This is a genomic window from Mesorhizobium sp. M1399, from assembly GCF_040317735.1.
Taxonomy (GTDB): Bacteria; Pseudomonadota; Alphaproteobacteria; order Rhizobiales; family Rhizobiaceae; genus Mesorhizobium.
Genome location: NZ_JAMYKZ010000001.1, coordinates 330,703 through 351,547, shown reverse-complemented (window position 1 = coordinate 351,547; position 20,845 = coordinate 330,703). Strand labels below are relative to the sequence as shown.

The following is a 20,845-nucleotide window of genomic DNA, read 5'->3' as shown; positions in this document are numbered from 1 at the left end:
GCATGCGCATTGTCTGTCCCTTCTGCGGCGAACGCGAACTCGGCGAGTTCACCTATCTGGGCGACGCCAGGCCGGTGCGTCCGGCGGCCGGCTCCTCCGAAGACGAGGTCTTCGACTATGTCTATCTGCGCGACAATGTCGCCGGGCCGATGAGCGAATACTGGTATCATGGCGGCGGCTGCCGGGCCTGGCTGAAGGTCGCCCGCAACACGCTGACGCACGAGATTTCGTCGGTCGAGCCGGCTGCGGGCGTTGGCGCCGCCAAGGTGGGCGCCTGATGGTTGGCCCTGCGCAGACACACCGGCTGGAGAGCGGCGGTCTCATCGATCGCGCCGCGCCGCTGAGCTTCCGCTTCGACGGCAAGAGCTTTGCCGGCTTCCAAGGCGACACGCTGGCCTCGGCGCTGATTGCCAATGGCGTCAAGTTGATCGGCCGATCGTTCAAATACCATCGCCCGCGCGGCATCCTGACCGCCGGGTCGGAGGAGCCCAACGCGCTGGTCGAACTGCGCAGCGGAGCGCGGCGCGAGCCGAACACCAAGGCGACCACGGCCGAACTTTACGACGGGCTCGAGGCCGCCAGCCAGAACCGCTGGCCGTCGCTGCGCCACGATCTGATGGCGGTCAACCAGCTGTTTGCGCCGATCTTCGTCGCCGGCTTCTACTACAAGACCTTCATGTGGCCGGCGAAATTCTGGGAAGCGGTCTACGAACCGGCGATCCGCCGAGCCGCCGGTCTCGGCCGCGCCGCCGGCGTGGCCGATCCCGACCATTACGACAAGGCGTGGGCGCATTGCGACGTGCTGATCGCCGGCTCTGGCCCGGCCGGGCTCGCGGCGGCATTGGCGGCCGGGCGCAGCGGCGCCCGTGTCATCCTGTGCGAGGAAGATTTTGCGTTCGGCGGCCGTCTGCTTGCCGACGGCGGCACCATCGACAGCCTGCCGGCGGCCGAATGGATTTCGCGCACGCTGGCCGAACTCGCAGCACTCCCCGATATCCGCATCATGAACCGCACGACATTGTTCGGCGTCTATGATGGCGGCACCTATGGCGCGATCGAGCGGGTCAATGACCACCTGCCCTCCCCGCCAGAGCACCAAGTGCGCCAAAGGCTATGGCGGATCGTGGCTAGGCGCTGCGTCGTTGCCGCCGGCGCCATCGAGCGGCCGATCGTGTTTGCCGGCAACGACACGCCCGGCGTGATGATGGCTTCGGCGATGCGGACCTATGTCGCGCGCTACGCGGCGGCGCCGGCAAAGAGGATCGCGCTGTCCACCAACAATGCGGATGGCTGGCGCACGGTCGAGACCGCGCTCGCCGCCGGATTGCAGATCGCGGCGGTCGTCGATGCGCGCCCGGACGTCTCCGCCGCACATCGCGCGCTCGCCGCCAAGGCCGGCTTTCCGGTGCTCAGCGGCTCGGTCAACGGGGTCGAAGGCGGCAAGGCCGGCGTCCGGAAAATCGCGATCTCGCTGACCGGCGGCGCACGGGCGGAAGTCGAAGCCGACGGGCTTGCCGTCTCCGGCGGCTGGAATCCGGCGGTCGGGCTGACCTCCTACCATCGCGGCCGGCCGAAATGGCAGGACGACATCGCAGCCTTCGTCCCGGACGGTGCGCCTCCGGGCATGATGGCCGCAGGCGCCGCCAACGGCGCCTTCGGGCTGGGCGACTGCCTGCGCCAGGGCTTTGCCGCAGGAGCGGCGGCAGCACAGAGTGCCGGGCGCAGCGGCAATGCCGGCACGCCGCCGGTCGCCGACGATGAGGCGTTTTCGCTGACGTCGCTCTGGCATGTCGCCGGCAAGGGCAAAGCCTTTGTCGACTACCAGCACGATGTCACGGCGTCCGACATCGAACTGGCGCAGCGCGAGGGTTTCGAATCGGTCGAGCATCTGAAGCGCTATACGACGCTCGGCATGGCCACCGACCAGGGCAAGACCTCGAACGTCGCCGGCCTCGCCATCATGGCTACGTTGTCAGGCAAATCCATTCCCGAGACCGGCACGACGATCTACCGCCCGCCCTATGTGCCGGTCGCTATCGGCGCCTTCGCCGGCCATCATCGCGACGAGAACTTCCATGCGACGAGGCTGACGCCGTCGCATCACTGGGCAGCCGAACAGGGCGCGGTGTTCGTCGACACCGGCCTGTGGAAGCGCGCGCAATGGTATCCGCGCGCCGGCGAAAAGGACTGGCTGGAATCGGTGACGCGCGAGGTCAAGGCGGTGCGCTCCGGCGTCGGCTTCTGCGACGTCTCGACGCTCGGCAAGATCGACGTGCACGGCCCGGACGCCGGCGCTTTCCTCGACCGCGTCTACATCAACACCTTCTCCAGTCTTGCCGTGGGAAAAGCCCGCTACGGGCTGATGCTGCGCGAGGACGGCATCGTCTATGACGACGGCACCACCTCGCGGCTGGCCGAGGACCATTATTTCCTGACCACCACCACCGCCAAGGCCGGGCTGGTGATGCAGCATCTCGAATTCTGCCGGCAGGTGCTATTTCCTGAGCTCGACGTCCAGCTCACCTCCGTCTCTGACCAGTGGGCGCAATTCTCGATCGCTGGACCTAGGACCCGGGACCTGCTCCGGGAAATCGTCGATCCGGCCGAGGATCTGTCGAATGAAGGTTTTCCGTTCATGGGGGCGCGCGAGGTATCGCTTCGCGGCGGCACCAGGGCACGGCTGTTCCGCATCTCGTTCTCCGGTGAGATGGCGTTCGAGATTTCGGTTCCCGCCCGTTACGGCGACGCGCTGGTGCGCAATTTGATGCTGGCCGGGAAGCCATTCGGCGTTACGCCCTACGGCACCGAGGCGCTCGGCGTCATGCGCATCGAAAAGGGCCATGTCGCCGGGCCGGAGCTGAACGGCACGACGACGGCCGCCGACCTAGGCCTCGGCAAGATGATGTCGACCAAGAAGGATTTTATCGGCCGCGTCATGGCCGGGCGCGAGGCGCTGGTCGCCCCGGACCGGCAGGTCGTGGTCGGCATCAAGCCGACGGATAAGGCAAGCCGCCTGCGTTCCGGCGCGCATATCATTCCGAAGGACAAGACACCCGGTCCCGACAACGACCAGGGCTACGTCACCTCGGTCTGCTTCTCGCCGACGCTCGACCAGTGGATCGGGCTTGGCCTGGTCGAATGCGGCCGCGAGCGCATCGGCGAGATCGTCCATACGCATGACCCGCTGCGCGGCGAAGACTACGATGTCGAGCTGTGCAGCCCGGTCTTCTACGATCCGGATGGAGGGCGCCAGCGTGGCTGAGTTTTCCTGGATTGCCCGCAGTCCGCTGGAGCACGCGCTCGTCGTCGGCGCCCATGGCGCGCGCGGCACCGAGGCCGGCGTTTGGCTGACGGAAATCCGCAATTTCGACCTGATCCAGGTGATGGCGCGGCGCGGCAAAACGGCGGAGCTGGCAAAAGCTGCCCAGGCCCGTTTCGGCGTTGCCGCACCGGAAACGCCCAAGGCGGTCCGAGTTCCCGACGCTACGCTGATCTGGTCGGGACCGGATCAGTTCCTCGTCCTGTCCAATGCCGGCAAGCACGCGATCGAACCGCTGAGCCAGGCGTTCTCGCAATCCGCCTCGCTATCGGACCAGTCGCATGCGCGCGTCCTGATCAGCGTTTCGGGAGAAAAAGCGCGCTCGATGCTGGCCAAATTGTCTTCACTAGACCTGCACCCGGCGGCATTTCCGGTCGGCACCGCCGCCGCAACATCGGTCGATCACACCAGCATCAATCTCTGGCGCGGCAATGACTGGCCGGATGGACAGGCGGTGTTCAATCTCCTGGTGTTCGCGACGTTTGCCGGGAGCCTGTGGCACACGATGCTCGATGCCGCCGCGGAGTATGGCGTCGATATCCGGCATTCCGAGGAATTGGCATAGCCTTGGCGCGTCTTCCCTTCTCCCCTTGTGGGGTCCGAAGGACGGGACGAGACCCGTGGCTCGCCCAGGGCGGTGGATCGGCGCGCAGCGCCGAGACGGATGAGGGGTGTTCCAGCGGAGTGAGAGGCTGGCGTTCCCTGGAACACCCCTCATCCGTCGCCTTCGGCGACACCTTCTCCCCAAGGGGAGAAGGGGGAGCTTGTGCCACCTTCACCTTGCCAACTCCGGCTCTTCTGCCCTATTCTTCCCGCTAAAATAATTTCACGCACAGGCAAACTTGTTTCTCGAAACCAGGGTTGAGATGAGCCAGTCGCCCTACCCCGTAATCGCCGCCGGACCGCCCCGGCCGAGTCTGATCCTGCGGCCAGGCCAGATCGCGCTGCCGGCCGGGATGGAGCGCTATTCGGTTCAGGGCAATGGCGCGGTGCTGATCGAGGTCGAGGCCGGCGACAGCATCACTGTGCGCAATATCGAGGGCGGGCAGGCCTGCGAGCTGCTGGTATGGGACAGCACCGGCGTAACCGATCCCGGTATTCTCGGCGAAAAATCGAACAGCAATGCCGCCGGCATTAAGGCGCTGCTGGCCGATAGCGACGATAGCCTCGCTTCCTTGCGCCGAGGCCTCGAACGTCGCCAGGTACAGCTAGATCAGGCAAAGGCGGTCCGCGTCTTCGGCGGCTCCACCCCTGCCGGCACCGAACAGAGCTTTGCGATCGCCCGCGACGGCTCGATGCTCGTCGCTGCACCCGGCGGTCCGATGCTGGTCGACGGCCACGATACCGCAACGCCGCTCAGCGTCATCCTGCGCCGCGCCACGATCCGTCCAGCTGCGAAGTCGCGGCTTGCCGACCCGCTGGCCGATCCGGTGCTCGATCTGCGCGTCCATTCGGCGACGGCGGAAGCCTATTTCGTCAAAGCCGGCGACTATCTGCAGATCATCGATGTCGACGGGCGCCAATGCACCGACTTCCAGTGCTTTTCGGCGCGCAAGCTGGACAAGGGCCGCGATCATCCGCTCGACGTGACGACGACGCGCACGCTGATGGGTTCGAGCTATCCGATGCCCGGGCTGCACTCGAAATATTATGACCAGGACATGGAGCCGCTGGTCGAGGTTATCCAGGACACTTGCGGCCGCCACGATGCATTCGCGCTCGCCTGCGCTGCCAAATATTACGACGACATCGGCTATCCCGGCCATCCCAACTGCTCGGAGAATTTCAACCGCGCGCTGGCCGACAAGGGCGTGACGCCCCGCGCCGGCTGGATGGCGATCAACTTCTTCTTCAACACGGCCATCGACGCGTATGGCGTCGTGGTTTCCGACGAGCCGTGGTCGCGGCCGGGCGACTATGTGCTGCTGCGGGCGCTGACCGACATCGTCTGCGTCTCGTCCGCCTGCCCCGACGATACGACGCCGGCCAATGGCTGGAACCCGACCGACATCCATGTGCGGACCTATTCCGGCCAGCACAAATTCTCGCGAGCGATCGCCAGACGCATGACGCCCGATTCGGAACCGAAAATGACCCGCGAGACCGCCTTTCATTCGAGCTTTGCCAAGCACACCCGCAACTTCGTCGAGTACAAGGGTTATTGGCTGGCCAATTCCTTCGCCAAGCAAGGCCCGATCGGCGAATACTGGGCCTGCCGGCAGGATGCAGTGATCATGGACCTGTCGCCGCTGCGCAAGTTCGAGATCACCGGCCCGGATTCGGAAGCGCTGCTGCAATACACGCTGACCCGCGACATCAGGAAGCTCGGCGTCGGCCAGGTCGTCTATTCCGCCATGTGCTACGAGCATGGCGGCATGATCGACGACGGCACGCTGCTTCGGCTCGGCAAGGATAATTTCCGCTGGGTTGGCGGCGACGATCTATTCGGCGAATGGCTGCGCGAAACGGCGACGAAACTCGGCCTTACCGTGCTGGTGCGTTCATCGACCGACCAGATGCACAATGTCGCCGTGCAGGGACCGAAAAGCCGCGACATTCTCAGGCAGATCATCTGGACCTCGCCGCTGCAGCCGTCGATCGACGAGCTCGAGTGGTTCCGCTTTGCCGTCGCCCGCATCGGCGGCGGCAACGGCATTCCCGTCGTTGTCTCGCGCACCGGCTACACCGGCGAGCTCGGCTACGAGATCTGGTGCCATCCGCGCGACGCGGAAAAGGTGTTCGACGCCATCTGGGAGGCTGGCCAGCCGCACGGCCTGAAGCCGATGGGACTGCAGGCGCTCGACATGGTGCGCATCGAGGCCGGGCTGATCTTTGCCGGCTACGAGTTCTCCGACCAGACCGATCCGTTCGAGGCCGGCATCGGCTTCACCGTGCCGCTGAAGACCAAGAGCGACGATTTCATCGGCCGCGAGGCGCTGATCCGACGCAAGGAAAATCCGCAGAAGAAGCTGGTCGGCCTCGACATCGACGCCAATGTCGCGGTCGGCCACGGCGATTGCGTGCATGTCGGTCGCGCCCAGATCGGCGTCGTCACCTCCGGCATGCGCTCGCCAGTGCTGAACAAGACCATCGCGCTGGCCAGGCTCGACGTCACCCATTCGGCGATCGGCACCGAGGTCGAGATCGGCAAGCTCGACGGCCACAGCAAGCGGCTGCCGGCGCGCGTCGTCGCCATTGCCCACTACGATCCGCAGAAGACCAGGCCGCGCTCCTGATCGACGCTGCCCGGTTCTTCCCTTCTCCCCTTGTGGGAGAAGGTGGATCGGCGCGCAGCGCCGAGACGGTTGAGGCGCGCTGGACGAAGTGCGGTTTTGCCAAGCTGGAACACCCCTCATCCGACCGAGCTACGCTCGGCCACCTTCTCCCACAAGGGGAGAAGGAAAGACCGCACCCGTTGGCAGCGCCAACGAAGCTCGACTGTTTCACACGCGCAATGTGCACAGCGTCACAAACCGCTTGACGTGAAAGCGCGTTGGGTCAATCTTCACTGCTAAGAATAAAATACTACTGAGCGGAAAACGCCTGGGCAGTTCAACGTGAGCGTCGATGACGCCTCGCGAGATTGCGGCTGTTGCCGATGGGGAACATCAAAAATGGGGAATCCACGTAAATGAGCACGATAGTCACCACCTTGGTGCCGCCTGCCGAAGGGCAGCTGCACCGGAACATCGATTGGCGCGGCGCCTTTTGGGTGGCAAGCGGCGTTCCGGCCCTTGTCCTGTTTTCGATCGGCGGCATTGCCGGCACCACCGGAACGCTGGCCTTCATGATCTGGACCGCATCCATGATCATGGGCTTCCTGCAATCCTTCACCTATGCGGAAATCGCCGGCCTGTTCCCGAACAAGTCCGGCGGCGCCTCGATCTATGGCGCCACCGCGTGGCTGCGCTATTCGAAATTCATCGCGCCGCTTTCGGTGTGGTGCAACTGGTTCGCCTGGTCGCCGGTGCTGTCGCTCGGCTGCTCGATCGCCGCCGCCTATATCCTCAACGCGCTGGCGCCGGTGCCGCTGTTCACCGACACTTCGCCGGAGGTCGCCGCCTATATCGCGGCCCATGCCGGAACCAGCGCCGCCGACGCCATCACCGCGGTCACCGCGGCGGCGACGCCGGCGATCCGCAACTGGACGCTCTACGGTCACACGCTTGGTCCGGTTTCCTTCACCTTCAACGCCACCTTCTTCATCGGCGCGGTGCTGATGCTGATCATCTTCTCGATCCAGCATCGCGGCATCTTGGGCACGGCCAATGTGCAGAAATATATCGGCCTGCTGGTTATCATCCCGATGCTCATCGTCGGCGTGGTGCCGATCGTCACCGGCCAGATCAACTGGGCGAATTTCTCCCCGCTGGTGCCGCTCGCGGCAGCCTATGCGCCGGAGCCCGGTGCGTGGAACATCGCCGGCTGGACGCTGGTGCTCGGCGGCATGTTCATCGCGGCCTGGTCAACTTACGGTTTCGAGACCGCCGTCTGTTACACCTCCGAGTTCAAGAACCCCGGCACAGATACCTTCAAGGCGATCTTTTATTCCGGCCTGTTGTGCATGCTGCTGTTCATCCTGGTGCCATTCACCTTTCAGGGCGTGCTCGGCTTGAACGGCATGCTGGCGACGCCGATCGTCGACGGCTCCGGCGTTGCCGACGCGCTGGCCGGCATGGTCGGCGGCGGACAGTTGATCCACAGCCTGCTGGTGATGCTGATGATCCTGGCGCTGGTGCTCTGCATCATGACGGCGATGGCCGGCTCCTCGCGCACGCTCTACCAGGGTTCGGTCGATGGCTGGCTGCCGCGCTACCTCAGCCATGTCAACGAGCACGGCGCGCCGACGCGGGCGATGTGGACGGACCTGATCTTCAACCTGATCGTGCTGGCCATCGCCTCGGCCGACGCGACGAGCTTCTTCTTCATCCTGGCGGTGTCGAATTGCGGCTACATCATCTTCAATTTCCTCAACCTCAACGCCGGCTGGATCCACCGCATCGACAATGGCCACATCGCGCGGCCTTGGAAGGCGCCGAGCTGGCTGCTCGGCCTCGGCGCGATCTTTGCCTATGTCAACGCGGTCTTCATGGGCGCCGGAGCCAAGGTCTGGAACCCGATGGCATTGTGGGCCGGGCTGATCACGGCCGCCTTGATCATCCCGGTGTTCTGCTTCCGGCACTACATCCAGGACAAAGGCAAGTTCCCCGACCACATGCTGGCCGATCTCGGCATGAACTCGTCCGACCTCGCAGTGCGAAAGGCGGGCATGCTGCCCTACCTGACGCTGATCGCCGGCGTCGCGGTGATGCTGCTCGCCAACTGGCTGTTCGTCATCTGAGGCTTGCCTTGAGAGCAATTCCAGGAAAAGGTGTGAACGGTTTTCCGGCCGGAATTGCCTCAAAACAAAAAATAGAGCGGTTCGGCGTTTCCGTGAAACGATGAACCGTTCTACGGATTGGGCGCGCGATGCGCGCTCGATCGCTTGCATTTTGTTCTTGCTTTGTGCCGGCAGCTATGCTACTAATCCCGCCATGGTGCTGATTCGCCCCGAGACCCGCCGCTGAGGCGGGTTTTTCGTTTCTGGGCCTATTCTGGCTCAATCGATCTTGATGAACACGCCCTTGGTGTTGAGATATTCGTCAAGGTGTTCGGCGCCGCCCTCGCGGCCGTAGCCGCTCATCTTGTAGCCGCCGAAGGGCACGGCCGGATCGATGGCGTGATAGGTGTTGACCCAGACCGAGCCGGCGCGGATCTTTTGCGACAGCCGGTGGGCGGTGGCGAGATTTTGGGTGAAGACCCCTGCAGCCAGGCCGTAAGGCGTGTTGTTGGCCCGCTCGACCGCCTCGTCCAGCGTATCGAACGGCAAGGCTGAAATCACCGGCCCGAAGATCTCCTCGCGGGCGATCTTCATATCGTCCGAGACGCCGGCAAAGACAGTCGGCGCGACGAAATTGCCGGCGGCAAGCGCGCCTTCCACAAGCCGGGTGCCTCCGGTGACGAGTTTCGCCCCTTCTGCAGTACCGGCCTCGAGGTAACCGGTGACCCGTTGCAACTGCTTTTCGGAGACGAGCGGGCCGATCTCGGTCGCCGGGTCGATGCCGTCGCCGACCCTGAGACCCTTGGCGTATGCCGCGAGACGCTCGATGAACTCGTCATGGACCGCGCGTTCGACGAAAAGGCGCGAACCGGCGATGCAGATCTGGCCGGAATTGGCGAACACCGACATCGCGGCCACCGGCACCGCTTTGTCGAGATCGGCATCGGCGCAGACGATGACCGGCGACTTGCCGCCAAGCTCCAGCGAGACGCGCTTGAGGTTGCCGGCCGAGGCGCGCACGATCGACTGGCCGGTCGCCGTCGAGCCGGTGAAGACGATTTTGTCGACGCCCATGTGCTCGGCGAGTGCGGCGCCCGCCTCGGTGCCGGTGCCGGTGACGATGTTGACGACGCCTTCCGGGACGCCGGCCTCGTTCATGATGTCGGCGATCAGCAGTGGCGTCAGCGGCGCCTCTTCCGATGGTTTCAGCACGATGGTACAGCCGGTCGCCAGCGCCGGGCCGATTTTCCAGATCGACGCGGCGGTCGGCGCGTTCCAGGGAATGATGGCGCCGACGACGCCGACCGCCTCCTTGCGGGTGAAGGAGACGATTTCGCCGGGCAGCGAGTTCTCGATCGTCTCGCCGTGCAGCGCCGTCGCCATGCCGGCATAATAGCGCAGCATGCCGATGACGCGGTTGCGATTGGCGCGGGTGCGCACGATCGGCATACCCATGTCGGTGGTGTCGGAGAGGCTGATCTCTTCCCAGTTCTTTTCGAAGAGATCGGCGATCCTCAGCAGCAGTACCTGCCGCTCGTAAGGTTTGAGCCGGCTCCACGGTCCCTCGAACGCCTTGCGGGCGGCAGTCACCGCCAAGTCGATGTCGAGGCGGTCGCCGCGCGGCACCGTGGCGATGACCGCGCCGGTGGCAGGATTGCGGCTCTCCATGGTCCGGCCGGAGCGGGCATCGACCCAGCCACCGCCGATGAACATCTGGCGATGGCGTCCGTCGATCGGCAGCCGCAGCGGTGCCTGAGCTATGGTCATGACGGTCCTCCTCCGGCACCTACGCCTGGTGGGCGGATTAAACCGCCGGAGGTCACATTTGCCAACAGCTCTATTCGGCCGCCAGGGCCAGTTGCGGCCTTTCGTTCTTTTCTTCCGTCTCGGCCGGCTGCTCCACCACCTTCTTGGGCTCCCGGCCGAAGAACAGCGCGTAGGCTGCCGGCAGGACAAGGATGGTCAGCACCGTGGCGACCAGGATGCCGCCCATCATGGCATAGGCGAGCGGCCCCCAGAAGACGCCGCGCGAGATCGGGATCAGCGCCAGCACCGCCGTCAGCGCCGTCAGCACGATCGGCCGGAACCGGCGAACGGCCGAGCCGATGATGGCCTCGGAGCGCTCCACGCCGGCGGCGATGTCCTGGTCGATCTGATCGACCAGGATGATCGAGTTTCGCATGATGATGCCGAGCAGGGCGATAACACCGAGGATGGCGACGAAGCCGAACGGCGCACCGCTGATCAAAAGTGCCGCCGCCGCACCGATGATGCCGAGCGGACCGGTCGCCAGCACCAGCATCGCCTTCCCGAAATGCTGCAGCTGGATCATCAGCAGCACGACGATGACCGCCAGCATGACTGGAGCTTTCGCCGCAATCGAGGCCTGGCTTTCGGCCGCATCCTCGGCGCCGCCCTGGATCTCGATCTTGTAGCCGGGTGCGAGGCCGGCGCGCAGGCCCGACATCTCGCCATACATTTTCATGGCGACATCGTTCGGCTGCACGCCATCCGGCAGCGTGGCGCGTACGCTGATGGTCGGCAAGCGGTCGCGCCGCCATTCGACGCCTTGCTCCAGCACCGGGACAATCTTGGCGACCTGCGACAGCGGCACGGAGCCACCGAAATCGGTCGGGATATAGACGGAATCGACCGCCGACAGCAGGTGACGGCTTGCCTCCGGTTCGCGGGCGACGATCGAAACCGTCTCCTCGCCGTCGCGGAAGTCATCGAGCGGCGCTCCCGACATGGTCGCCTGCAGCATCTGGCGGATGCGCTGCGAGGTGACGCCGAGCGCACGGGCGCGATCCTGGTCGATCACCAGCTTCATCGCCGGCACCGGCTCCAGCCAGTCGTCGTGGATGGCGCCGAGCAGCGGATTTGCCTGGAACTTCGCCTTCACCTCGTCGGCGATGCGGCGCACCTCCTGGCGATCCGGACCCATGACGCGCATCTGCACCGGCCAGCCGGTCGGCGGACCAAGGAACAGGCGGTCGACCTTGGCGCGGATCGACGGGAAATCCTCGGCCAGGATGGTGCGCAGCTTGACAATCAGCCGCTCGCGGGCCGGTTCGTCATTGGCCATCACCAGAAGCTGGGCGAAATTCGGATTGCGAAGCTGCTGGTCGAGCGGCAGGAAGAAACGCGGCGCGCCTTCGCCGATATAGGTGGCGATGAAGCGCTTGTCCTTGTCGTCCATCATCCTGGCTTCGAGCGCCTTGGCCTGTGTCTCGACTTCCTTGATGCTGGTGCCTTCCGGCAGCCAGAGGTCGACAAGGATTTCCGGGCGCGACGATTGCGGGAAGAAATTCTGCGGGATGAACTGGAACGCCCACAGGCTGGTGGCAAAGGTCATCATCGTCATCACCAGCACGATGATGCGATGGCGCACGGCCCAGGTCACGGTCGAGCGAAGGCGACGGTAGAAGCCCGTGTCGAAGACATCGTGATGGCTGCCGGCGTGCTTGCGCTGCTTCAGGATCATGTGGCCGAGCCATGGCGTGAAATAGACCGCCGCGAACCAGGACACGACCAGCGCGATACCGACGACGTAGAACAGGGTGCGCACATATTCGCCAGCCGTCGAGGCGGCGAAACCGACGGGGATGAAGCCGGCCGTGGTGATCAGCGTGCCGGTCAGCATCGGGAAGGCGGTCGAGGAATAGGCGAAGCTCGCCGCCTCGACCTTGACCAAGCCTTCCTCGAGCTTTCGCTCCATCATTTCGACGACGATCATCGCGTCGTCGACCAAGAGGCCAAGGGCGATGATCAGCGCGCCGAGCGAGATGCGCTGCAGGTCGATGCCGAGCTCGTACATGATGGCGAAGGTGGCGGCCAGGACCAGCGGAATGACGATCGCGATCACCAGACCCGAACGCCAGCCGATCGACAGGAACGAGACGACAAGCACGATCAGCAGCGCTTCACCGAGCGCTTCCATGAACTCGGCCACCGCATCCTTGACGACTTCCGGCTGGTCGGAGACCTGGTCCACCGACACGCCATAGGGCAGCGCCTCCTCGAAGCGCTTGTAGGTCGCTTCGACGTCCTTGCCGACGTCGGTGACGTTGAAGCCCTTGGCCATGACGACGCCGAGCTGGACGCTGTCATGGCCGTTGAAGCGGTATTTGCGCTGATAAGGGTCCTCGAGGCCGGAGGTCACGGTGGCGATGTCGCCGAGGCGCGTCACCTGGTTGCCGGCCCGCAGCCGAAGCTCGCGAATGTCGGCCGCCCTGGCCACGTCGCCTTCGACCGAGATGCGCACCGAACGCTGGCCGGTGTCGACCGAACCTGCCGGGTCGACATTGTTCTGGCCCCTGATCGCATTCTGCAGGTCGGTCAGCGTCAGGCCGCGTTCGGCAAGCACCTTGGATGAAACGTCGATGTAGAGCTTTTCCGGCTGGTCGCCGATGATCACGGCTTTCTCGACGCCGGGCGTCGTCAGCAGCATGTCGCGTGCCTGGATGGCGAATTTCTTCAGCTCGGGATAGCTGTAGCCATCGCCGCTGATCGAATGCAGGGTGATGAATGTGTCGCCGAATTCGTCGTTGAAGTAGGGCCCGAGCAAGCCCTGCGGCAGTTCATTCGAGATATCGCCGACCTTCTTGCGCACCTGATAGAACGCATCCGCGACCTGCGCGGGACTGGTGTCGCCCTTGACCTGCAAGGTGATGATGGCGCTGCCGGCGCGGGTGTAGGAGCGGACGAAATCGAGATGCGGCGTTTCCTGCAGCTTGCGCTCGATCTTGTTGACGACTTGGTCCTCCATCTCCTTGATCGAGGAGCCCGGCCAGATCGCCTGGACGACCATGACGCGGAAGGTGAAATCGGGATCTTCCTTCTGGCCCATGCGCATCAGGCCGAGCGCACCGGCGACGATGATAAGCCCGAACAGGAAGCGGGCAATGCTCGGATGGCCGATTGCCCAGCGCGAAAGATTGAAAGACCGCTTTTCAGTGGTGTCGGTGGTCATCGGCGTCAGTCCGTTTCAATTTGATCAACAGAGCACGCGCTTTCGCATGCCCAAGGAACTTCCGATGTGGGCTTCCGAGCGGCGAGGCTTTCCGAGTTGAGAGATCTACATCGCGGTGGGACACGAGGATCGATGTGGGGGTTACATCGACCTGAGATCTCGAAAATCGGGGGCGCCTGCCGCCCGGAAACCGTGAATTGCCTGGCCGTCAGCGCAAGCGCCTTGCGGCGTCATCATCGGCCGAGGCCGACTGTTGTGCTGCATCACCGGTAAGCTTGACTTTCAGATTCTCGGTCATGAACTGCGTGCCGGCAGCGACGACCACATCGCCCGGCTTCAGCCCGTCGGCGACACTGACGCCGTCAGGCGTGAAGGCGGCGACCTTGACCGGATGCGCATGAACGGTACCGCCACTGCGGTCGACGGTCCAGACGATCGATTGGCTGTCCTTTTGTGCCAATGCGCTCAGCGGGATCGACACCAGCTGCTGCCGGTTGCCCGCCGCGGCTTCGATGGAGGCCGTCATGCCAAGCAGCACGTTCGGATCGTTGGGCAGGCTGACGCGAACGGCAAAGGTGCGCGACTGCGGATCGGCGCTGCCGGCGACTTCGCGGACCTTGCCTTCGAGCGTCAGCGCCTCATCGGACCAGAAACCCGCCTTGACGGTCTTGCCCGGCTTGAACTCGGCGATATCGGTTTCGGGAACAGCGATCAGGACTTCCTTCTCGCCGTCGATGGCAACGGTCACCACCGGCGTGCCTGAGCCGACCACCTGGCCGACATCGGCGGCAACGGCGGTGACGATGCCATTCTTGTCCGCCTTGAGATCGGTATAGCGGACCTGGTTCTGTGCCTGGGCAAGCTGCGAGCGGGCGGAGTCGCGCGTGGCGACCGCCTGATTGTAACTGAGCGTCGCCTGCTCGAGCTGCGACTTCGGTGCGAAATTCTTGGCGTAGAGCTGTTCGGCGCGCTTGCGCGTAAGCTCGACTGTCTCGACCTGACGGTCGGCGGCATCGAGGCTGGCCTGAGCGCTTCTCACCGAAAGCTCGTAGTCGGTGGGATCGATGCGGGCGAGAACGTCGCCGGGCTTGACGCGGTCACCGATGTCGACAAGGCGCTCGGTGATCTTGCCGTTGATGCGAAAGCCGAGATTCATCTCGGTGCGGGCGCGCACCGATCCGGAATAGGAGAGCTGACGGGTATCGCTCGCCTTGGCGATCTCGACCACCTTGACCGGGCGGATGATCTCCTTGACCTCGGCTTTCTCCTGCGAGCAGCCGGCGAGGCCGAGAGCGGCAACGACAATCAGTGCCAGGCCGGCGGCCGGTAGCCTGTAGGTGATGGACTTGGACAAAGACACTTTTCGTACTCCCGAACTGTGGGGATGAATTGCCGACATCACCGCCCGACGGGCGGCAACGGTCATTTCTTCAAGGCTCTGATGGCAAACTCGGTAAGCTCGTCCGGCGTCGCCCGGTTCTTCTTGGCGAGGCATTGGGCCATCATCTGCGGATGACAGAGGCTGATAATAGCAGCGCCGAAACACCTGGACGCGATCACCGGATCCTGATCGACGAACTCGCCGGTGGCGATGCCCTCGCGGATCACTTCCGCGACCAATTCGTGGATGCTGTCGATGTGCTTTTCGATGACATGCCAATCGCGTTCGATGGCGACGATGACCATCTCGTGCACTTTCTCCTGGTCGATCATGGTCTCGAGCGTCCACTGATAGTGCGTATGCACATAGCGGCGGAGCTTCTCGCTGGCGGTGCCGGGACCATGGCAGGCTTCGTAGGTCAACCGGTAGCAGGTGGCGAGCATACGGCCGCAAACCGCCTGGTGAATTTCCACCTTGGAGGCGAAGAAGCGATAGATGTTGGCGGTCGACATGCCGAGTTCGCGCGCTATGTCGGCGACGTTGGTCTTGCCGTAGCCGTAGTGGCGGAACAATCGCTCCGCGCAATCCAGGATGCGCGTGACATTTTCCTGGCGGGCGGAATCGGCGGTGGTGTCTAAGGTTTCAAGCATCTCGTTGGCCAAAATTTACGACTGACGAATTTAGAATTTCGTCACTCGTAAATTGAAAACCATCACCTGTCAAGACATGATTTCGGCCAGCTGACGCCACTGATGACAGATGGTGACATCTCTGGACGGAGTTGGCCCATGAAGCGCATGTGGTTCCCGCCGGGCACGCCTGCAACACCGCGCGTCTTTTTGAACGCACAGGATTTTGAAATGATGCCTCCCGAAATCGGTTCCGTTTTCGGGTCAGGCGCTAAGGCTGCTTCGCCATCTCCCGCAGCCGGAACTTCTGGATCTTGCCCGTCGAAGTCTTGGGGATTTCTGCAAAGATCACCGCTTTCGGCACCTTGAAGCGGGCGAGCAGCGCGCGGCAGTGCTCGATGATTTCGGCCTCGGTTGCCGCCTTGCCCGGCTTCAGCTCGACATAGGCGACCGGCACCTCGCCCCATTTGTCGTCGGATCGGGCGACAACGCCACAGGAAGCAACGGCGGGGTGCTTGTAGAGCGCCTCCTCGACCTCGATCGAGGAAATATTCTCGCCGCCGGAGATGATGATGTCCTTGGAACGGTCCTTGAGTTGGATGTAGCCGTCCGGATGCATGACGCCGAGGTCGCCCGAATGGAACCAGCCGCCGGCAAAGGCCTCGTCGCTCGCCTTGCGGTTCTTGAGATAGCCTTTCATGACGATGTTGCCGCGGAACATCACCTCGCCGATCGTCTCACCGTCGGCCGGCATCTCTTGCATCGTCTGCGGGTCCATCACGGTCAGACCTTCGAGCGCGGCATAGCGCACGCCTTGCCTGGCCTTCTTCGCCGCCCTCGCCCCCTTCGCAAGCCGGTCCCACTCGCCATGCCATTCGTTGACGACGGCCGGGCCGTAGGTTTCGGTCAGGCCGTAGAGATGGGTGACGGCAAAACCCGCATCGGCCATGCCCGACAGCACCGCCTCAGGCGGCGGCGCCGCGGCGGTGTTGAAGGTGACGGTCTGCGGAAACTGCCGCTTGTCCTCGTCCCTGGCGTTGATCAGCACCGACATGACGATCGGCGCACCGCAGAGATGGGTGACGCCGTGATCGGCGATGGCGTCATAGATCGGCTTCGGCCGCACCCAGCGCAGGCAGACATGGGTGCCGGCCTGTACGGCAAGCGTCCAGGGAAAGCACCAGCCGTTGCAGTGGAACATCGGCAACGTCCACAGATAGACCGGGTGTTTGCCCATCCCGGCATGGATGGTGTTGGCATAGGCCATCAGTGCCGCGCCCCGATGGTGGCAGACGACGCCCTTCGGATTGCCTGTGGTGCCGGAGGTGTAGTTGAGCGATATGGCGTCCCATTCGTCGTCCGGCATCGACCAGGCGAAATCCTCGTCGCCCCCGGCGACAAACGCCTCGTAGTCGAGCGTGCCGATCCGCAGGCCCTTGGCATAGGGCGCGTCGGCGGCGTAATCGGGATCGTCGTAGTCGATCACCAGCGGCTTGACCTTGGCCAGCGTCAGCGCTTGTCTAACCACGCCGGCGAATTCGCGGTCGACGATCAGCACCTTGGTTTCGGCATGGTCGAGCTGGAAGGCAATGACTGCGGCGTCGAGGCGGGTGTTGAGCGAATGCAGCACCGCCTTGGTCATCGGCACGCCGAAATGCGCTTCCAGCATCGGCGGCGTGTTGGACAGCATGACGGTAACGGTGTCGCCCCTGCCGATGCCGCGCTTCGCCAGCGCCGAGGCAAGCCTCAGCGAGCGCTTCCAGAAATCGCGATAGGTCGTGCGCTGGCGGCCATGGATGATGGCGGTCTGGTCGGGAAAGGTTTTTGCCGCCCGTTCAAAATAGGTCAGCGGGCTCAGCGGCTGGTGGTTGGCCGGGTTCCGGTCGAGGTCCTGTTCATAGGGATTGCCCATCCCGTCCTCCGCAATGTGTTCGTCGAGAACTTTAGCTACCGGCTTCCGGCCCGTCACCACCAACGATGCCATCATAGACCGCGCTTGGCACAAGAATGGTCTAGATTCGGCGAGCGCAAGGGCATCTATGCCTTCCTCCCAATTTGACTTTTGTCGAGAGCCGTGACTAATGTCAGCGAGGAGATGGTATGGCGATCCGACCGGCAGAACAGCTTATCCACAAGGCCGCCTGGCTTTACTATGCACACGGCCTGCGCCAGGACCAGGTGGCCAGCCAACTCAAGATTTCCCGTGCCTCGGTGGCCATGTATCTGCGCAAGGCGCGCGAGACCGGCATCGTCAACATCTCCACCTCGACCCAGCTTTTCACCGACGACGTGCTGGCACGCAAGCTGGAAGACGCGCTTAAGCTCGACGCGGTCTGGATCGCGCCGGAAAACGGCTATGTCGCCGATCCGTCGACCGACATCGCGGTGCTGGCGGCAAGCGTCTTTCTTGAGTTGGTCAGGAAGGGCGACCGTATCGGCGTCGCCTGGGGGCGGACCATCTACACGATCGCCGACATCATGTCCTATGCCGACCTGCAGGACGTGACGGTGGTGCAGCTCTGCGGCAATCTGGGAGCACCCTATTCGTACCGGCCGGACCAATGCACCATGGAAATCGCGCGCCGGCTCAATGCCAAGGGGCTGAATTTTTACGCGCCGCTGGTGCTGACGACGGAAGAACTGGCACGCGGCCTGCGCGCCGAACCGGTGATCCGCGAGCAGTTGTCGGGTATCGGTGACTGCGACCTGGCGCTATACTCGGTTGGCTCGGTGGATACCGACAGCCATCTGGTCAAATGCGGCGCGCTGACGCCAAGCGAAATGGCTGCATTGCGCAAGGCGGGTGCAGCCGGCGTCATTGCCGGGCAGATCATCGATACCGAAGGCCAGGCGCTCGACTGCAGCTACAACCGCCGGCTGATTTCGGCAGAGCTGTCATCGCTGCGCCAGATCGAAAAGCGCCTTGTGGTGGTGCAGGAAGAGAGCAAGTTCGAACCGCTCGTCGCGGCGATCGCCGGCGGGCTCTGCACCCATCTCGTCGTCGGCGCGCGCATGGCGCGACGGCTGCTCGACCATGCCGGAGCAGTAGCAGAAAAGGTCGCCTGATACCTAGTTTCAGTCGCCGACGCATTGTCATCAGGGCGTCGCGGCATTCCTGTTCACAACAAAAGAGAAATCGGACGAAGCTGACATGAAGAACCTGTGGAATGACGGCGACGCGGAGAAGCTGGTCGCCGACTATGCAAAGAAGGGTGTGGCCCGCGACCTGGCGCTGCGCGTCTATACGACCAGGCTGCTGGGCGGCGAGCCGCGGCTCGTCCTGCATGGCGGCGGCAACACCTCGTGCAAGACCAAGGCCACCGATCTTGTCGGCGACGAATGGGACGTGCTCTGCGTCAAGGGCAGCGGCTGGGACATGGGCGTCATCGAGCCGCAGGGCCTGCCGGCGGTCAAGCTCGGCGCGCTGTTGAAGGCGCGGTCGCTCAAGAAGCTCTCCGACGAGGACATGGTCGCGCTGCAGCGGGCGAACCTGATCGATCCGTCCTCGCCCAACCCTTCGGTCGAGACGCTGCTGCACGCCTTCCTGCCGCACAAATTCGTTGACCACACGCATTCGACCGCAATCCTGGCCATCGTCGACCAGGAGGACAGCGAGGCGCTGAGCAGAAAAGTGTTCGGCGAGAAAATGGGGTTCGTGCCTTACATCATGCCGGGCTTCGATCTGGCGAAGGCTGCCGCCGATGTTTTCGACGCCGACCCGACGGTCGAAGGCCTGATCCTCGACAAGCACGGCATTTTCACCTTCGGCGACGATGCCAGGCAGGCCTATGACCGGATGATCCATTATGTGAACGTCGCCGAGGATTTCATCGCCAGCCACGGCAAGCCGCGCACCGAAAAAGCGGCCTTGCCGGCCAGATTGGCCAAGCCCGCGGACATTGCGCCGATGCTGCGCGGCGCGGTGGCGGTGGCACGCGGCGAAGGCCGCTTCGACCGCATGGTCAGCGATTTCCGCACCTCGGATGCGATCGTCGATTTCATCAATTCGGCTAGAATTGCCGACTATGCCGGACGCGGCGTGTCGACGCCCGACCTGTCGATCCGCATCAAGACCGGACCGATGGCACTGCCGGCGCCCGACGCGGACAATGTCGGCGACTACAAATCCGTCATCCGCCAGCATGTCGAAAAATTCGCCAAGGACTATCGCGCCTATTTCGAAACCAACGATGCGCTCGACGACGTGAAGCGCACCATGCTCGACACGATGCCACGGCTGACGCTGGTGCCCGGCCTCGGCATGTTCGGCCACGGCCGCACGCTCAAGGACGCGAAGATCGCCTCCGACGTCGGCGAAATGTGGATCGAGGCGGTACGCGGCGCCGAAGCCGTCGGCGATTTCCGCCCGCTCTCCAAAGCCGATCTGTTCCCGCTCGAATACTGGTCGCTGGAACAGGCCAAACTCGCCGCCAACAAGCCGAAGCCGCTGACCGGCCAGGTGGTACTGGTCACCGGCGGCGCCGGCGCGATCGGTGCTGCCACGGCAAAGCTATTCGCCGACAACGGTGCCCATGCGGTGGTCGTCGATGTCGACGGGTCAAGAGCTGCCGAGGCCGCCAAAAAAGCCGGTAACGGTTCGATCGGCATTGGCGCCGACATCACCGATCCGGAGCAGATGCGCGCTGCGTTCGACAAAGCCGTCGCCGTCTTCGGCGGCCTCGACATTCTCGTCTCCAATGCGGGCGCAGCCTGGGAGGGCCGGATCGGCGAGCTCGACGACGCCACTTTGCGCAAAAGTTTCGAACTCAATTTCTTCGCCCACCAGTCGGCGGCGCAGAATGCCGTGCGCATCATGCTCGAACAGGGCACCGGCGGCGTGCTGTTGTTCAATACCTCCAAGCAGGCGATCAATCCGGGACCGAAGTTCGGCGCTTACGGCATCCCGAAGGCGGCAACGCTGTTCATGTCCAGGCAATATGCGCTCGACTACGGCGCGCAAGGCATCCGCTCCAATGCCGTCAACGCCGACCGCATCCGTTCGGGGCTGTTGACCGACGCCATGATCGCCAGCCGCTCGGGCGCGCGCGGCGTATCGGAGAAGGAGTACATGTCCGGCAACCTGCTCGGGCAGGAAGTGATGGCCGAAGACGTCGCCCAGGCCTTTCTGCATCAAGCGCTGGCCGATCGGACCACAGCCGATGTGACGACGGTCGACGGCGGCAACATCGCGGCGGCGCTGCGGTAGGCGGAACCGGCCGAGACA

At 63.9% G+C, this 20,845-nt stretch carries 12 protein-coding genes; 7 read left to right on the top strand and 5 right to left on the bottom strand.

The features are described from left to right. The first annotated feature begins 2 nt into the window (after positions 1-2). The 5 genes from NKH05_RS01690 to NKH05_RS01670 all read left to right on the top strand — a co-directional run bounded on the left by NKH05_RS01690 (position 3) and on the right by NKH05_RS01670 (position 8,660). Entirely contained in the window at positions 3-278 is a 276-nt protein-coding gene (locus NKH05_RS01690) for a sarcosine oxidase subunit delta (protein WP_023716760.1), read from the top strand. After that, on the top strand, positions 278-3,262 hold the full coding sequence (locus tag NKH05_RS01685; protein ID WP_023716759.1) for a sarcosine oxidase subunit alpha: 2,985 nt from the start codon (positions 278-280) through the stop codon (positions 3,260-3,262). The genes NKH05_RS01690 and NKH05_RS01685 overlap by 1 nt, the downstream gene beginning before the upstream one ends. Next, positions 3,255-3,884: a sarcosine oxidase subunit gamma gene (locus NKH05_RS01680; protein ID WP_023716758.1), complete on the top strand. Its 630-nt coding sequence runs from the start codon at positions 3,255-3,257 to the stop codon at positions 3,882-3,884. Before NKH05_RS01685 ends, NKH05_RS01680 begins: the two co-directional genes overlap by 8 nt. Positions 3,885-4,185: 301 nt before the next feature. Next, on the top strand, positions 4,186-6,555 hold the full coding sequence (locus tag NKH05_RS01675; RefSeq protein ID WP_023716757.1) for a trimethylamine N-oxide demethylase: 2,370 nt from the start codon (positions 4,186-4,188) through the stop codon (positions 6,553-6,555). Between the two features lie 395 nt (positions 6,556-6,950). Next, positions 6,951-8,660: a trimethylamine N-oxide permease gene (locus NKH05_RS01670; protein ID WP_023716756.1), complete on the top strand. Its 1,710-nt coding sequence runs from the start codon at positions 6,951-6,953 to the stop codon at positions 8,658-8,660. 258 nt (positions 8,661-8,918) lie between these two features. On the opposite strand, the gene NKH05_RS01665 is transcribed toward NKH05_RS01670, so the two are convergent. From NKH05_RS01665 to NKH05_RS01645, 5 genes are all read right to left on the bottom strand, one after another. After that, positions 8,919-10,406 (bottom strand): aldehyde dehydrogenase family protein, encoded by a 1,488-nt coding sequence (locus NKH05_RS01665; protein WP_353024947.1) that lies wholly within the window; start codon positions 10,404-10,406, stop codon positions 8,919-8,921. 70 nt (positions 10,407-10,476) lie between these two features. Next, positions 10,477-13,611, bottom strand: a complete 3,135-nt coding sequence (locus NKH05_RS01660; RefSeq protein WP_023716754.1) for an efflux RND transporter permease subunit — start codon at positions 13,609-13,611, stop codon at positions 10,477-10,479. A 208-nt stretch (positions 13,612-13,819) separates the two neighbouring features. Beyond that, positions 13,820-14,971: an efflux RND transporter periplasmic adaptor subunit gene (locus NKH05_RS01655; protein ID WP_023716753.1), complete on the bottom strand. Its 1,152-nt coding sequence runs from the start codon at positions 14,969-14,971 to the stop codon at positions 13,820-13,822. A gap of 62 nt (positions 14,972-15,033) precedes the next feature. Next, complete coding sequence (locus NKH05_RS01650) at positions 15,034-15,642, bottom strand: TetR/AcrR family transcriptional regulator (RefSeq protein ID WP_023716752.1); 609 nt, start codon at positions 15,640-15,642, stop codon at positions 15,034-15,036. Positions 15,643-15,892: 250 nt separating this feature from the next. Then, complete coding sequence (locus tag NKH05_RS01645; protein ID WP_023716751.1) at positions 15,893-17,533, bottom strand: acyl-CoA synthetase; 1,641 nt, start codon at positions 17,531-17,533, stop codon at positions 15,893-15,895. Positions 17,534-17,721: 188 nt separating this feature from the next. Here NKH05_RS01645 and NKH05_RS01640 point away from each other — a divergent pair, with 188 nt between their 5' ends. Both NKH05_RS01640 and NKH05_RS01635 read left to right on the top strand, forming a co-directional pair. After that, on the top strand, positions 17,722-18,687 hold the full coding sequence (locus NKH05_RS01640) for a sugar-binding transcriptional regulator (protein WP_352482687.1): 966 nt from the start codon (positions 17,722-17,724) through the stop codon (positions 18,685-18,687). An 85-nt stretch (positions 18,688-18,772) separates the two neighbouring features. Then, the gene (locus tag NKH05_RS01635; protein WP_352590237.1) at positions 18,773-20,827 is read left to right on the top strand and encodes a bifunctional aldolase/short-chain dehydrogenase; all 2,055 of its coding nucleotides are present in this window, start codon (positions 18,773-18,775) and stop codon (positions 20,825-20,827) included. Positions 20,828-20,845: the final 18 nt, after the last annotated feature.

Excerpts from the sequence above, each read along its gene's own strand:
- NKH05_RS01660 (WP_023716754.1), bottom strand. The coding sequence starts at position 13,611 with ATGACCACCGACACCACTGAAAAGCGGTCTTTCAATCTTTCGCGCTGG.
- NKH05_RS01690 (WP_023716760.1), top strand. The coding sequence starts at position 3 with ATGCGCATTGTCTGTCCCTTCTGCGGCGAACGCGAACTCGGCGAGTTC.
- NKH05_RS01645 (WP_023716751.1), bottom strand. The coding sequence starts at position 17,533 with ATGGGCAATCCCTATGAACAGGACCTCGACCGGAACCCGGCCAACCAC.
- NKH05_RS01640 (WP_352482687.1), top strand. The coding sequence starts at position 17,722 with ATGGCGATCCGACCGGCAGAACAGCTTATCCACAAGGCCGCCTGGCTT.
- NKH05_RS01665 (WP_353024947.1), bottom strand. The coding sequence starts at position 10,406 with ATGACCATAGCTCAGGCACCGCTGCGGCTGCCGATCGACGGACGCCAT.
- NKH05_RS01670 (WP_023716756.1), top strand. The coding sequence starts at position 6,951 with ATGAGCACGATAGTCACCACCTTGGTGCCGCCTGCCGAAGGGCAGCTG.
- NKH05_RS01685 (WP_023716759.1), top strand. The coding sequence starts at position 278 with ATGGTTGGCCCTGCGCAGACACACCGGCTGGAGAGCGGCGGTCTCATC.
- NKH05_RS01675 (WP_023716757.1), top strand. The coding sequence starts at position 4,186 with ATGAGCCAGTCGCCCTACCCCGTAATCGCCGCCGGACCGCCCCGGCCG.
- NKH05_RS01635 (WP_352590237.1), top strand. The coding sequence starts at position 18,773 with ATGAAGAACCTGTGGAATGACGGCGACGCGGAGAAGCTGGTCGCCGAC.
- NKH05_RS01650 (WP_023716752.1), bottom strand. The coding sequence starts at position 15,642 with ATGCTTGAAACCTTAGACACCACCGCCGATTCCGCCCGCCAGGAAAAT.